General features: G+C 43.1%; 14 protein-coding genes and 1 pseudogene. 9 read left to right on the top strand and 6 right to left on the bottom strand.

Annotation, left to right across the window (positions count from 1 at the left end; translation table 11 throughout):
• Window positions 1-92: 92 nt before the first annotated feature.
• Both CEF20_RS05035 and lpdA read left to right on the top strand, forming a co-directional pair.
• Window positions 93-1,436 carry a dihydrolipoamide acetyltransferase family protein gene (locus CEF20_RS05035; RefSeq protein ID WP_100330768.1) on the top strand — a complete coding sequence of 448 codons (1,344 nt, stop codon included), beginning with the start codon at window positions 93-95 and terminating at the stop codon, window positions 1,434-1,436.
• Window positions 1,437-1,440: 4 nt separating this feature from the next.
• Entirely contained in the window at window positions 1,441-2,850 is a 1,410-nt protein-coding gene (gene lpdA, locus CEF20_RS05040) for a dihydrolipoyl dehydrogenase (protein ID WP_100330769.1), read from the top strand.
• A gap of 230 nt (window positions 2,851-3,080) precedes the next feature.
• Here the strand turns inward: lpdA and CEF20_RS05045 are convergent.
• The 3 genes and pseudogenes from CEF20_RS05045 to CEF20_RS05055 form a co-directional block, all read right to left on the bottom strand.
• A pseudogene (locus CEF20_RS05045) lies at window positions 3,081-4,256 on the bottom strand (ISL3 family transposase); the annotation flags it as partial.
• Window positions 4,257-4,386: 130 nt separating this feature from the next.
• The gene (locus CEF20_RS05050; RefSeq protein WP_100330771.1) at window positions 4,387-5,541 is read right to left on the bottom strand and encodes an MFS transporter; all 1,155 of its coding nucleotides are present in this window, start codon (window positions 5,539-5,541) and stop codon (window positions 4,387-4,389) included.
• 1 nt (window position 5,542) lies between these two features.
• Window positions 5,543-6,082: a PadR family transcriptional regulator gene (locus CEF20_RS05055; protein WP_100330772.1), complete on the bottom strand. Its 540-nt coding sequence runs from the start codon at window positions 6,080-6,082 to the stop codon at window positions 5,543-5,545.
• A 296-nt stretch (window positions 6,083-6,378) separates the two neighbouring features.
• On the opposite strand from CEF20_RS05055, the gene CEF20_RS05060 reads away from it, so the two are divergent.
• A complete protein-coding gene (locus tag CEF20_RS05060) occupies window positions 6,379-6,627 on the top strand; it encodes a hypothetical protein (protein WP_100330773.1) in 249 nt (82 codons plus the stop codon).
• Between the two features lie 132 nt (window positions 6,628-6,759).
• Window positions 6,760-6,876 (top strand): GapA-binding peptide SR1P, encoded by a 117-nt coding sequence (locus CEF20_RS05065; protein WP_100330774.1) that lies wholly within the window; start codon window positions 6,760-6,762, stop codon window positions 6,874-6,876.
• 276 nt (window positions 6,877-7,152) lie between these two features.
• Here CEF20_RS05065 and CEF20_RS05070 read toward each other — a convergent pair whose 3' ends face one another.
• Window positions 7,153-8,622: an aminotransferase class I/II-fold pyridoxal phosphate-dependent enzyme gene (locus CEF20_RS05070; RefSeq protein WP_100330775.1), complete on the bottom strand. Its 1,470-nt coding sequence runs from the start codon at window positions 8,620-8,622 to the stop codon at window positions 7,153-7,155.
• A gap of 179 nt (window positions 8,623-8,801) precedes the next feature.
• Here CEF20_RS05070 and CEF20_RS05075 point away from each other — a divergent pair, with 179 nt between their 5' ends.
• Both CEF20_RS05075 and CEF20_RS05080 read left to right on the top strand, forming a co-directional pair.
• Window positions 8,802-9,764, top strand: coding sequence for an NAD(P)H-dependent flavin oxidoreductase (locus CEF20_RS05075; protein WP_100330776.1), 963 nt, complete (start codon window positions 8,802-8,804; stop codon window positions 9,762-9,764).
• Between the two features lie 25 nt (window positions 9,765-9,789).
• On the top strand, window positions 9,790-10,065 hold the full coding sequence (locus tag CEF20_RS05080; RefSeq protein WP_100330777.1) for a UPF0223 family protein: 276 nt from the start codon (window positions 9,790-9,792) through the stop codon (window positions 10,063-10,065).
• Window positions 10,066-10,171: 106 nt separating this feature from the next.
• Here CEF20_RS05080 and CEF20_RS05085 read toward each other — a convergent pair whose 3' ends face one another.
• Window positions 10,172-10,792, bottom strand: coding sequence for a YktB family protein (locus CEF20_RS05085; protein WP_100330778.1), 621 nt, complete (start codon window positions 10,790-10,792; stop codon window positions 10,172-10,174).
• 130 nt (window positions 10,793-10,922) lie between these two features.
• Here CEF20_RS05085 and CEF20_RS05090 point away from each other — a divergent pair, with 130 nt between their 5' ends.
• Both CEF20_RS05090 and CEF20_RS05095 read left to right on the top strand, forming a co-directional pair.
• Window positions 10,923-11,117: a hypothetical protein gene (locus tag CEF20_RS05090; RefSeq protein WP_232713378.1), complete on the top strand. Its 195-nt coding sequence runs from the start codon at window positions 10,923-10,925 to the stop codon at window positions 11,115-11,117.
• A 141-nt stretch (window positions 11,118-11,258) separates the two neighbouring features.
• Window positions 11,259-12,065, top strand: coding sequence for an inositol monophosphatase family protein (locus CEF20_RS05095; protein ID WP_100330780.1), 807 nt, complete (start codon window positions 11,259-11,261; stop codon window positions 12,063-12,065).
• 73 nt (window positions 12,066-12,138) lie between these two features.
• Here the strand turns inward: CEF20_RS05095 and CEF20_RS05100 are convergent, their stop codons facing one another.
• Window positions 12,139-12,324 (bottom strand): YlaF family protein, encoded by a 186-nt coding sequence (locus tag CEF20_RS05100; protein ID WP_100330781.1) that lies wholly within the window; start codon window positions 12,322-12,324, stop codon window positions 12,139-12,141.
• A gap of 155 nt (window positions 12,325-12,479) precedes the next feature.
• Here CEF20_RS05100 and typA point away from each other — a divergent pair, with 155 nt between their 5' ends.
• Window positions 12,480-14,315: a translational GTPase TypA gene (gene typA / locus CEF20_RS05105; protein ID WP_100330782.1), complete on the top strand. Its 1,836-nt coding sequence runs from the start codon at window positions 12,480-12,482 to the stop codon at window positions 14,313-14,315.
• Window positions 14,316-14,334: the final 19 nt, after the last annotated feature.

Consider the following 14,334-nt stretch of genomic DNA (forward strand, 5'->3'; position numbering starts at 1 on the left):
CATGTTCAAGCTCGCTTGCCGCGGGTTTGAACCATATGCCCGGCTATGCACATAATCGTGGAGAATGTTAATATTTAAGGAGGTTGAAGACTTTGGCTTTTGAATTTAAATTACCGGACATCGGTGAAGGAATCCATGAAGGCGAAATTGTAAAATGGTTTGTAAAGCCCGGAGATAAAGTGCAAGAGGATGACGTGCTTTGTGAAGTCCAAAATGATAAAGCGGTAGTGGAGATTCCTTCCCCGGTTGCTGGAACCGTAGAGGATATTTTAGTAGAGGAAGGAAAGACAGCTGTCGTAGGCGACGTGCTTGTTAAATTTGACGCGCCAGGGTATGAAGATCTTCAATTTAAGGGGGATCATGGCGGCGAAGAAAAAACGGAAGAACAGGTGCAGTCTACCGCTGAAGCCGGACAGGAAATGGATAAAGAGCAAGCGCCGATGGAGAAGCAAAAAGGGGCTACAGGTGCTGGGGAACAAGCGGATGCTGAACAGGTGCAGGCGGATCCGAACCGCCGCGTGATCGCTATGCCGTCTGTTCGCAAATATGCTCGCGATAACGATGTTGATATTCACCAAGTGCCAGGATCAGGCAAGAACGGCCGTGTTATGAAAGAGGATATCGACCGATTCTTGTCCGGAGAAAGCGGAGAGGCGGTTTCCGCGTCTGCAGAAACTCCGTCAGCCGAAGCTAAAGAAGCAAAAACAGCGGATAAGCCGGCTGTGGAAGGTGATTTCCCTGAAACCCGCGAGAAAATGAGCGGCATTCGCAAAGCGATCGCTAAAGCGATGGTGAATTCTAAGCATACGGCCCCTCACGTTACTTTAATGGATGAAGTGGAAGTATCCAAACTATGGGCTCACCGCAAAAAATTTAAAGAAGTGGCTGCAGAAAAGGGCGTCAAGCTGACTTTCTTGCCTTATGTCGTGAAAGCTTTGACAAGTGCGCTGCGTGAATTCCCGGCTCTTAACACTTCCCTAGATGACGAAGCAGGAGAAATCATTCAGAAGCATTATTATAATATTGGAATTGCGGCAGATACAGAGAAAGGCCTGTTAGTTCCTGTGCTTAAGCACGCTGACCGCAAATCGATGTTCGCCATTTCTAATGAAATTAATGAGCTGGCTGAAAAAGCCCGGGACGGAAAATTGGCTCCGGAAGAAATGAAGGGAGCGTCTTGCACAATTACCAATATTGGTTCCGCCGGAGGACAATGGTTCACACCGGTAATTAATCATCCGGAAGTAGCTATTCTCGGAATTGGCAGAATTTCTGAAAAACCAGTAGTAAAAAATGGTGAAATTGTAGCCGCACCTGTGTTAGCATTATCATTGAGCTTTGACCACCGCATGATTGATGGAGCCACTGCTCAATACGCGCTTAACCACATTAAGCGATTATTAAATGATCCAGAATTATTATTAATGGAGGCGTAATGCAATGGTAGTAGGAGATTTTCCAATCGAAACGGATACAATTGTAATTGGGGCGGGTCCTGGCGGATATGTAGCAGCCATCCGGGCAGCTCAGCTGGGACAAAAAGTAACAATCGTAGAGAAAAGCAACCTTGGCGGTGTTTGCTTAAATGTTGGTTGTATTCCTTCGAAGGCTTTGATCACTGCCGGACATCGTGTCGAACAAGCAAAGCATTCTGATGATATGGGGATTGTTGCTGAAAATGTAACCGTGGATTTTGAAAAAGTTCAACAGTGGAAATCCGGTGTTGTCAAGAAGTTAACAGGTGGAGTGGAAGGCCTGTTAAAGGGCAATAAAGTCAATATTGTGCGCGGTGAAGCTTATTTTGTTGACGCTAACAATCTGCGGGTGATGGATGAAAACTCCGCACAAACCTATACTTTCAAACATGCGATTATAGCAACTGGATCTCGGCCGATTGAAATTCCTAACTTTGAGTTTTCAGAGCGTGTGCTTGATTCTACAGGCGCTCTTGCTCTTAAAGAAATCCCAAGCAAGATGGTCGTTGTTGGCGGCGGATATATCGGAACAGAGCTTTCTACAGCATATGCCAATCTGGGAACAGAAATTACCATTCTTGAGGGAGCGGCTGATATACTAAGCGGATTTGAAAAGCAAATGACAGCGCTTGTCAAGCGCAACCTAAAGAAAAAAGGCGTTAAAGTAGTGACAAAAGCCATGGCAAAATCAGCTGAAACAACAGAAAATGGCGTCGTTGTTACATATGAAGCTGGCGGAAAAGAAGAAAAAGTAGAAGCGGATTATGTATTGGTAACTGTAGGCCGCAAGCCGAATACGGATGAGCTTGGATTAGAGCAAGTGGGCATTAAGCTAACAGAACGTGGATTAATCGAAATCGACAAGCAATGCCGCACAAGCGTATCGAATATTTTCGCCATTGGCGATATTGTTCAAGGGCCTCCATTAGCTCATAAAGCTTCTTATGAAGGTAAAATTGCTGCGGAAGTCATTTCCGGCAAAAAGTCGGAAATCGATTATATGGGGATTCCGGCTGTCTGCTTTACGGAGCCAGAGCTCGCGACTGTCGGCTATACAGAAGCAGAAGCGAAAGAAGAGGGCTTCGAGACAGTGGCGGCGAAATTCCCGTTTGCCGCAAATGGCCGGGCATTAGCGCTTAACAATACGGACGGCTTTGTGAAACTGGTTACCCGCAAGGAAGACGGGCTGATCATCGGAGCACAAATTGCCGGAACAGGCGCATCAGATATGATTGCCGAGCTTGGTCTTGCGATTGAAGCAGGTATGACAGCAGAGGATGTAGCCATGACAATTCACGCTCATCCAACGCTGGGCGAAATTGCAATGGAAGCGGCGGAAGTAGCACTCGGAACACCTATTCACATTGTGAAATAATTGATAAACAAGATTGTCTTTATCGAAATTTAAATCTAAAAAGGCAGGCATAAATAGGCATAATGAATCAGCTGCTTGGGCATGAGTTCGGTATGGAACCGGACTCATGCCCTTTTATTCTTAAACCTTCTCTACCCTTGAAATCCTGATGCTCGAACAACCGAGACATTACGAAACTGAAGATTTGTCTATCATTCAAAAGAAGGGGAATCGGATTTTATGGTGGAAATCGGTTCGCGCTTTTTATGGAGATTTTCATTAAATAATATTTTGGCACGTAAAGCTTCAAAGGAGTAACCTCTTCCCATTCGTTCGACTTGACTAATAACGCTGTTTAATGATTCTGTATAAGCATTAGTGAGCCTTTTATCGAAGTGGCGGAATATTTCTTCTTGCCAGTTATCTACGGCTCTTACAAGTTCTTTATAAGCGTCTTTAGAGTTACTGGTAATACAACGGGATCTCCACCGACTGTAACGGTCTCTGCCTTCAATTGGATCAGGAGTTTCCCATATCCAATAAAACTCTTCTTTGAGTTCATAGGCTTCTTTTAAATCAGGCAGATTGCCTAACAAAGTATCTAAGACTAATAATTCACGTTCATTAAGGTCGTGTTTCCGCTTTAGAAGGACAAACCTCTCATGCATAAGGGTACGTCTTTCCTTAGCTGTTATTTGATCTTTGAGTGCCTTTCTAACACTGTCTAAGGCTTGATTAGCCATTTGGACTACGTGAAACCTATCTACGACCACTTTAGCGTGCGGTAAGACCGTATTAACGGCATCTTTGTAAGGCTTCCACATATCCATTATGACGTATTCAATGTAATGCCTATCACTTATTTCTGTAAGACGTTGTATAACCGTTTCTTTATTGCGATTAGGCTTAATGTCAAAGATCGTTCTACGTTCCACGTTGGTCAGTACAAGACGAGGTTTACGGATAATCTGTATTTCATCTATCCCAAGCCATTTAGGAGTCTCAAACTGATATTCACACTCTTTGCATGCCACATAGTCTTTAAAGATGTTCCTAACGGTCTTCTCGTCTATCCCAACGCTTTCTGCCACTTCTACAAAAGGCTTAGCCATGGACTGCTCTTCTATGGACTTTAACAACCTTTTAGTCATACTATGATTTTCGTCAATGGATATAAGACGTTCCCAAAAGGTAGAACCACACTCAAGACACTTATAGCGTTTGCGGTTTATTTGTAAGCCCACGCGCTTTAAACGAAAAGGCAAATCTAAAATAACTTGTTTTCTGCTTCCGTGTTTGTAAAACTTAGCCGGACGTCTGCAATGGGGACAATGGAATGGGGTAGATATCGTTTCAACACTAATAAGGATGTCTTTTTCATTTTCTTGAATATCTTCTAGTATTTTAAATAAGGATGTCTTTTTCATTTTCTTGAATATCTTCTAGTATTTTAAATAAGGATGTCTTTTTCATTTTCTTGAATATCTTCTAGTATTTTAAATTCAGATAAACTCAATAAAAAATCTTTCAATTTTATCCCTCTTGGTGAAAACCATTTTAAGATTTTAATTTGACTAGAGGAAACAAGTATAAAATGAAAAGAACCCCCATCACTGAATACGCCATTATTAGTCCCAATTCATCTGTTAGTGTACCAGCGACCACAGGCCCGGCCATCATACCAAATGAATAGGCAGTATTATAAACAGCATAAGTAAGACCTTGAGAAGTAGCACCTGCTTCTTGAGAAATTTCTGCCAACTTAGGGAGTGCAGGAGTTAGAACCATTCCAAGGGTAATTCCTAACAGTACAAGTGTAAAGACTTGTAACCATATAAGAATTGGTAAAGCATTTAATGGAAGTACAATTGCTGCCATTATAATGCCAATCCTTATTGTTTTGACATGCCCAATATTAGTAGAAATAGATCCAATAAGTGGTGAAGTTAATCCATAACCAAGAGTTACCACAACGAATAAAAGACCTATAGCCCCCGCTGAGATTTCTAAGTTTTCATTGAAATGAATAGGCAATGTCGGCTCAATACTTGCAAAGACAGATGCACCAACAACAGCGACTCCAGCAATGATTAAAACATTTCTATTTCGCAGGATTTTAAAAGGCGATATAAAACTCTCTGACTTCGTTTCTGGAATTTTTCGAAGCAAAACCAAACAAAGTATCGCGGTAATAAGTGCGATCCCTGTAGCAACGAAAAAAGGAAACTGGTATCCCCCAAAATCATAAAGCCAACCTCCAATTGGAGGTCCCAATAATATCCCTCCAGCTTGACCAGACATGGCCATGCCCATAGCTTTTCCTCTCTCTTCTTTTGAAAACACTTCCGCTAGTAATGCTAATCCAGCTGTCCATGGTATTGCCGCAGCAAATCCCTGAAGTAAACGTGCCAACACAAGAAGCCAGAAACTTGAAGCGAAAGCATATATTAAAGTTGTTACTGCAAGTGCAATAAGGCCTAACACCAAAAGTTTTTTTCTCCCCACTTTATCTGCTAAAGCACCGAAGAATGGAGTCGCAATAAATAAAGCAAGGGCATAACTGGAAAATAATAAACCTATTTCTGATTGTGAGGCTCCGACAGATTCGGCATGAATTGGTAAGAATGGTACTACTAAACCATACATAAGCATATCTGCAAAAATGGCTAGAATCACTACAGTTAAAACAGCTGACTTAACGGTTCGGTTCATTTTATCTTCCTTCCTTAATAAACTGAATTACTTCTTCAATAGTCTTCAGTTGCAGTTCGCATTGCTTATACATATTGTTAAAAATAACATTTATATTATTGGGTAATTCTCCTAAATTTTTCTGTTTTATCTCGTAACTTGCTTTCATATTACTATAAATTCTTGTAATCTCTTGTTTTTGCTTCTCTAAGCTGCTTAATATTTGTTCATTATTTAAGTTTTCCATAAATGTTAATGCAGTATAGAGAGGTGCTGGGAATACTACAGATGAGTTAGTAAAAGAATCTATAAGTAGCTGGTTTAATTCACACTCTCCATCTTCTGTTATTTTAAAAATTGACTTGGTTCTCAACCCAGTCTTTTCAACTTTTTCCAAGATGACTTTTCCCTCATCTTGCATTTTCTTTAAAGCGTGATAAATTGATGCTGGTTTTACATAAGCCCACATATCTGTTTGTGATGATTCCATCATTTGTTGAATCTCATATCCTGACATCGGGCCATTTGCTTTTAGAAGTCCTAGAACCATAGTACGTGTCATATATTAATCCCTCCATCAACATACTAAACATTAAATACTAAATGTTTAGTATTAGTATAAAGGTATATTAACAAATAAAAGATAAGTATAATAGCAAAATTATAGATTCCACTAAATTCTCCGATTTTAATCCGTTTTGTTAGGTGCTTTTAGAGAAATTTTTCCACTAGATTTTCCGGAGAGCCCAAAAGAATAGTTAGCTACAGCTTACAACACGCAATCTTTTTTTAGGTGGATGTGAGAATGATTAAGCGTTTATGGCCATATAATAGACTAGCCTGATGAGAGGTGAGACCATGGGCTATTATTTAACGTTTATTATTCAATTCATGGTATGGAGCTTGTATACATTAGCCAGCTGGCTTTCGCAGGGAGACCGGATCGGCTTTCGCTGGCTGCTGTTTGCTTTATTCTTCTACTTTTGTGCATGGATCGCTAAAAAGCTGGTCAACACCAACAAAAGAAGTATCATGCTAACTGTGATTATAGCAGTCACTTATTTCTCCTTCCGCTTGTTCTTTATATTTATTTGCTACTTGATATGAAAAATAGCCAGCTATGTTTTTGAAAATTGGTAAATATGCCATACAATTTAAGGTTGATAAATGAAATGTGTTATATTATTATATTAAATAATCAAGTTAACCGCTTACAAACCACAAAAGGGAGTGTTAATAATGGGCACAATCGTTTGTCAATCCTGCATGGCTACTATTGATCACTTTGAAGATGAGAAAGTATCAGTCTTGTATTCTCATTGCGGCTGTGAGGAAGAGTCAGATTTAGATGATTAAATAGGAGAAAAGGTGAGCCTGCTTTTAAAGAGCTGGCTTAGCGTGAAGACAAAGTCAAGAAAATACACAGAAAGGGCTGAAGGAAAACGGTTTGTTTTCCTCCAGCCCTTTCTTATTGGCCTCTAAAAGGAAAGGCAAACAGAGGGGGATCTCTCATTCTTTATTCTGAATTGAATACGCTTGTCCGGCCAGCAGATGCCGTGATCTTCCTTTAGGCATTTTTTTAGCTCCATTCTTGAAGCGGGAGTCTTGCAATACCTTGCATGCGCACGTTTGTTAACTAATGGCTTTTCGTTCTTTTATCACGCGCAAATAGTTCAATTCAAAATCTTCGGGTCCTTGCACCGGTAAACCGGCGTCCCAATTTTTGCGGATGTAGGTTAGATTATCTTTTGTAATGATTTCTCCGGGAATAAAGATAGGGATGCCGGGCGGATAAACCATCACGAATTCAGCGCTAATGCGGCCCGCGGATTCCGAAAACGGCACGATCTCTGTATCCGCATAGAAAGCATCACGCGGCGTAAGCGCCAACAGCGGAATATCCGGGAGCAGCACCTCCGCATGTGACCGTTTTATATGTTCAGCAAAAGTATCAGCAAGCTGCTGCAGCGCGGCAACGAGGGTGTCTGCCTCGCGCTTTGTATCTCCAGGTGTGATAATGCACAGCAAGTTATAAAGGTCGGAGAGTTCCACTTCTATATTGAAATTCTCCCTCAGCCAATTTTCCGCTTCATGTCCGGTAATGCCCAGCTCCTTCACAGATATGATTAATTTCGTCGGATCATAATCATAAGTTGCTTCAGATCCAAGAATCTCTTCACCCGCGCAATATAAACGATCGATTTCATTTATTCGCAAACGAATGCTTTCAGCAAGCTGGATCGCTTGTTCGATGATTTCCTCGCCTTTGGTGGCCAAATGCTTTCTGGCTGTGTCGAGTGAAGCGAGCAAAAGATAAGAGGTGGATGTGGTAGTCAGCATACTCAAAATCGATTGGATGCGATTGATGGAAACGAGCCCTTCCTTTACGTTTAAAATGGAGCTTTGTGTCATGGAACCGCCGAGCTTATGGACACTCGTAGCAGCCATATCCGCACCTGCCTGCATGGCGGACAGCGGCAGCTTGTCGTGAAAATGAATATGAACTCCGTGGGCTTCGTCTACAAGAACAGGAACCTCATAAGAGTGCGCAACTTCAACGATTTGCTGTAAATTTCCAGATATCCCGAAGTAGGTTGGGTTGATGACAAGCACCCCTTTAGCGTCTGGATGTTTCTCAAGTGCGCGCTGAACAGCGCTCACAGTAATGCCGTGTGAAATACCTAAGTCTTTGTCGATTTCAGGATGGATGAAAATCGGCACGGCCCCTGAAAAAATGATGGCGGTCATCACAGACTTATGGACATTTCTCGGCACAATAATTTTCTCGCCTGGCCCGCATACGCTCATGACCATCGTCATAATGGCGCCGCTCGTCCCCTGTACGGAGAAAAAAGTATGATCTGCGCCAAATGCTTCAGCCGCTAATCTCTGCGCTTGCTGGATGATTCCCTGCGGGTGATGAAGGTCATCTAAAGGGGCGATATTAATTAAATCTATAGATAAAGCATTTTTTCCGATAAAGTCACGAAATTCAGGCGCCATTCCAACGCCTTTTTTATGACCCGGGATGTGAAACTGAACCGGGTTTTTGTGGGCATGTGCTAACAGCCCTGAGAATAAAGGGGTTTCATTCTGTGACAATTTACTTTTCACCTCTTTGAATGTTATCTTCTATGCAATACTTGTTTGTTTTTGCTGTTTTTCAGAAAACAAATGAATTATAGCACGTTGAAAAAAGTTTGCCTAGCGAGTGTTTCTGTCTTAGAGAGAAAAAAGGAGTTTGATGATTAAGCAAGAAAATGAAGAGGGGGAGGGATTTTATGAACTGGGAAACAAAAGTAACAAAACTATTGAATATTCAGTATCCAATTATCCAAGGGGGGCTTGCACATTTAGCCTATTCTGAATTGGCAGCAGCGGTATCAAATGCTGGTGGGCTTGGGCAGATAACTGCCATGTCTTTAGCCGATCCGGAACAGCTTCGCAAGGAAATTAAAAATGTGCGTTCCTTAACAGATTGTCCTTTTGGCGTGAATTTTTCAATCGGTCAGCAAGGGCGGCCGTTTGCCGACTATGTAAATGTGGCCATTGAAGAGAAGGTGCCTGTCGTCTCCGTGACGGGAGGAAACCCCGCACCGCTGCTGCAGCAGCTGGAAGGTACAAACATTAAAAAGCTGGTGCTTGTGGCGGCTGTAAGACAAGCTCAAAAAGCGGAGGAGCTGGGTGCTGACGCTGTGATGGTCGTTGGTCAAGAAGGAGGCGGCCATCTGGGAAGATCCGATACCGGAACCTTTGTCCTCGTTCCTAAAGTGGTGGACAGTGTCCGCATCCCGGTCATTGCTTCCGGCGGCATAGGAGATGGAAGGGGGCTGGCAGCCGCTTTGGCTCTTGGAGCGGAAGGCATCGAGATGGGAACAAGATTCATCGCTACTAAAGAGTGTGTGCATGCATCCGATGAATATAAAAAAGCTTTGATTGAAAGAAATGAAAATGATACAGTGGTCATCAAGCGTTCCATCGGGGCTCCGGCACGGGCGCTTGCTAATAGCTGGACAGAGAAAATTTTGCGGCTTGAGAAAGAGAGCGGCGGATTCGAAGCTTTGAAGGATTACATAAGCGGGGCAGCTAATAAGCGCTATATTTATGAGGGTAAGGAAGAGGAAGGCTTCGGTTGGGCAGGCCAAGTAATCGGGCTGATCCATGAAGTAAAAAGTGTCCATGAATTAATAGCATCCATCATTACAGAAGGAGAAGCAGTTCGCAAGCGATGGTGCGGGCAATAAAATCACAGGAAAAGGAGGTGGTTTTATGGAATATTCTTATCCGTTCTCGCCGGATTGGACGACGGAGGAAGTTATTGATGCTGTTCGGTTTTTTGAAATGATTGAAAGAGCCTATGAAAAAGGCGTAAAGAAAGAAGAGCTGCTGACAGCTTATCGCCGCTTCAAAGAAATCGTGCCAAGCAAGGCTGAAGAAAAAAAGCTATGCAGTGAGTTCGAAGAGGTCAGCGGCTATTCCTCCTATCATGCTGTTCAAAAGATGAAAGCAGCACAGGAAGGAGAACGCATTCAAATGGATAAATAGACAGGAGACGGAACCGGCCCCTTTTATCTTCATGATACGGTAAAAGGGGACCGGTTTCTTGTTTGTCCCCCTGCGGATTACGAGGAATGCCTGCCAAGAGCTATGTTTATTTGAGCTTGTAAAGGGGTATTAATTTTATAAATGCACGAGAGATGGTTTCAATGGTTTCCGCCCCATCCATTGCAATCGCTTCTTCTTTAGGTATATGTATTCCGCAAAGCATCTCTGCTTTTTTAACAGTTTGAAGACGCTGGAAGAGGCGGTGCAATTGTTCATCGGAAAGTTCGCTCATTGGAACGGCTTCCGGTTTCGTATGGTCCTCTGACCAGACGAAATGTCCGGGTATTTGGTTTCGCACGAAGGAGAAATTCTCTTCGAAGAGAGTGCCGATCTCCGCTTTATTTGGCGCTTCATAGATGACAGCATACCAAATGAACAGGTGGGTTTTCCATAATCCAATTTGAAAATGCGGATGCTTTTTATACCCGCGCTTATTGTCCGCAAAAGCAACCCACGTATCATCGGGGGGATTCACCGTGCGGCGGGCATGCTTAGCCACATGAGGGAACATTTCGTCTTCTGTCAGGCGGGTTAATTCTTCAGAGAAATGAGTCCCTAAAAGCTCAAGCTTTGGTCTGATGGTGTGCTGCAGAGCTTCCATTCTCTCGTTCAAACCAGGAATTTCGAATACTTGGAAGTCAGCTGCGGTGAAACCGGTAAAGTTCATAAATATCCTCCTTCATCTTTTAGAAGATATTTTATCATAAAAAAATGTTTGACAAGAAATACTAACTATAGAATTTTCATCATGATCTTTTGATTTCATCCGCTTTATTATTTAAACAAAGGAGTGCTTAATGATGAGACAAGTGATGAATGGTTTAACCATGCAAACCCAAACGAAAGAAAAGAGAGCGGTCATCCGCTTAGAACTGGACTATGAATTGGCAGTTCTTTATGAAGCTATGCAAGCGGATGATCAGGATCAGGTAGTCAAGTCAAAAGAAAAACTGCGCAAACTTCGTAAGCAGCTGCTGACAATAGATGCATGAGCGTGCATAATGCCGCAAATGAAAGGGCTCGCCAAGAAATACTGCGAGTCCGTTTTTATTTTAAATTGCCTGATTATATATTATAATGGCTAGTAAGCTGTTCGTTAGAATGTGAATAAATTCCGCGTTGGAGGAATGGTTATGGTAAATTGGACGGAAATAGACCGCGATGCAAAGCGGTGGATTGCTGAAGCGGGAGAAGTAATCCGGCGTTCATTCTCTCATTCTTTAAGCATCCAAACGAAATCAAATCCCAATGACTTAGTAACCAATATGGATAAAGAAACAGAACGGTATTTTATTGCCAGCATCCGGAGAAAATACCCGGATCATTTCATTCTAGGCGAAGAAGGAAATGGCGATCAGGTCACATCCTTGGAAGGCATCGTGTGGATTATCGATCCGATTGATGGGACAATGAATTTTATTCATCAGCAGCGTCATTTTGCTATTTCCGTAGGCATTTATGAAAACGGAGAAGCGAGATTGGGATATATTTACGATGTCACGCGCGACGAGCTTTATTTCGCCGAGAGGGGCAAAGGAGCTTTTATGAATGGCGTTCAGCTTCAGCCGTTGAAAGAAATGCCTTTAGAGAAAGCGCTGATTGCTGTCAATGCGACTTGGCTTGTGAAAAATGCGTATTTTGATCAATCGAAGCTTGTTTCTTTAGCGACAAGCGTAAGAGGAACGCGCTCTTACGGCTCGGCTGCGCTTGAGCTTGCTTATGTTGCTTCCGGCCGGCTGAATGGGTACTTAACAATGAGGCTGGCGCCGTGGGACTTCGGTGCGGGGAAAATTTTGGTCGAGGAAGCCGGAGGCGTGATTACTACGCTCACAGGGGCACCGCTGGACTTGCTGCAGATCAACTCTATATTTGCGGCCCCGCCTGCGCTGCATGCAAAAATTCTGGATCAATTTTTATTGGATCGTTCAAACGGCAAATAAGAAGGCAGGGGGTCATTTCAAATTGGCTCCTGTCTTCTTATTTGCCGTTAATAATCATTTTCAGCTGTTCGCTTTATAATTTTCCTGCCCGGCGCATTTTCGCTTTGGCAGAAAATCCAAAGCCCATCACAGCGACAAGGGCGATTACACAGCTGATGAAGCCGATGAGGCTCTCCTCGCCGATGGCAATCCCCATCCCGATCATGCAAGATGCAGCCGCTACAGCAAACAGGACAAATATCCATTTAATTTCTTTCACAATCCTTGCCCCCTTTTTCTTTATTGTACAACATTGTGGGGATTTGACAATTGACAATTAACAAATAGGATTTTGAATCTGATTATGATATAATAATTCAGTTAATGAAGAAAAGTTTATAATTTGAGGCTTAGTATTAGTCAGGAGGAACTAATTTGAATACAAGAAATGACTTAAGAAATATTGCCATTATTGCGCACGTTGACCATGGGAAAACCACCCTGGTTGACCAATTATTGAAACAATCTGGTATTTTCAGAAGCAATGAACATATAGAAGAACGGGCAATGGATTCCAATGATATTGAAAGAGAACGCGGTATAACCATTTTGGCGAAGAATACGGCGATTCAATATAAAAATACAAAGATCAATATTTTAGATACCCCGGGGCATGCGGACTTTGGCGGAGAAGTAGAGCGAATCATGAAGATGGTAGATGGCGTCCTGTTGGTGGTGGATGCATACGAAGGCTGCATGCCGCAGACGCGATTCGTTTTGAAAAAAGCCTTAGAACAGAATTTGCGCCCAATTGTGGTTGTGAATAAAATTGACCGCGACTTTGCCCGTCCGGAAGAAGTAGTCGATGAAGTGCTTGAACTGTTTATTGAACTGGATGCCAACGATGACCAGCTTGAATTCCCAGTCATTTATGCTTCCGGAATCAACGGAACGGCTAGCACAACGCCTGACAAGCAAGACGAAAATATGGAAGCTTTGTATGAAGCGATTCTTGAGCATATTCCATCTCCGGTAGATAACCGTGAGGAACCGCTTCAATTCCAAGTAGCGATGCTGGATTATAATGATTACGTTGGCCGGATTGGAATTGGCCGTTTGTTCCGGGGGGCAATGAAGGTCGGCCAGCAGGTCGCTCTCATGAAGCTCGACGGAACAGTCAAATCCTTCCGCGTAACGAAAATGTTCGGCTTTATGGGGCTGAAGCGGATTGAGATTGAAGAAGCGTATGCCGGTGATTTAATTGCTGTATCTGGTATGGAGGACATTAACGTTGGAGAAACAGTTTGTCCGATTGATCACCAGGAAGCCTTGCCGGTTCTGCGCATTGATGAACCTACTTTACAAATGACATTTCTTGTGAATAACAGTCCTTTTGCTGGCCGTGAAGGAAAATTCGTTACAGCGCGTAAAATTCAAGAACGGCTGGAAGCGCAGCTTGAAACAGATGTCAGCTTGCGGGTGGAGAATACGGATTCCCCGGATGCCTGGATTGTTTCTGGCCGCGGCGAGCTTCATTTATCCATTCTGCTTGAGAATTTGCGCCGCGAAGGATTCGAATTGCAAGTATCCAAACCTGAAGTCATTGTGAAAGAAGTAGACGGAGTGCGCTGCGAGCCAATGGAACGGGTGCAAATTGATGTACCAGAAGAATACACAGGATCCGTGATTGAGTCGCTCGGTTCGCGTAAAGGCGAAATGCTTGACATGGTTAATAACGGCAACGGCCAAGTCCGCTTAGTCTTTATGGTTCCGGCCCGGGGCTTGATCGGTTATACGACAGAATTTTTAACGATGACTCATGGATACGGTATTATTAATCACACGTTTGACAGCTATCAGCCGATGCAGCCGGGACGTGTAGGAGGCCGCCGTCAAGGGGTGCTCGTTTCAATTGAAGCCGGAAAAGCCTCTCCGTACGGAATTATGCAAGTGGAGGACCGCGGAACGATTTTTGTGGAGCCAGGCACGGAAGTATACGGCGGGATGATTGTCGGCGAGCATACACGTGAAAATGACTTAACGGTCAATGTAACGCGTGTCAAGCAAGCTACGAATGTTCGCTCCGCTACAAAGGATCAAACCACCACTTTGAAGAAGCCGCGGCTCATGTCACTTGAGGAAGCGCTGGAGTATCTGAATGATGATGAATACTGTGAGATCACGCCAGAATCCATTCGTCTGCGCAAGAAAATCTTAGATAAAAACGAGCGGGAAAGACTAGCTAAAAAGAAAAAGTACGAAGAGATGTAAGCTGCAGAAAAAAAGGGGG

The organism is Bacillus xiapuensis (assembly GCF_002797355.1).
GTDB lineage: Bacteria > Bacillota > Bacilli > Bacillales > Domibacillaceae > Bacillus_CE > Bacillus_CE xiapuensis.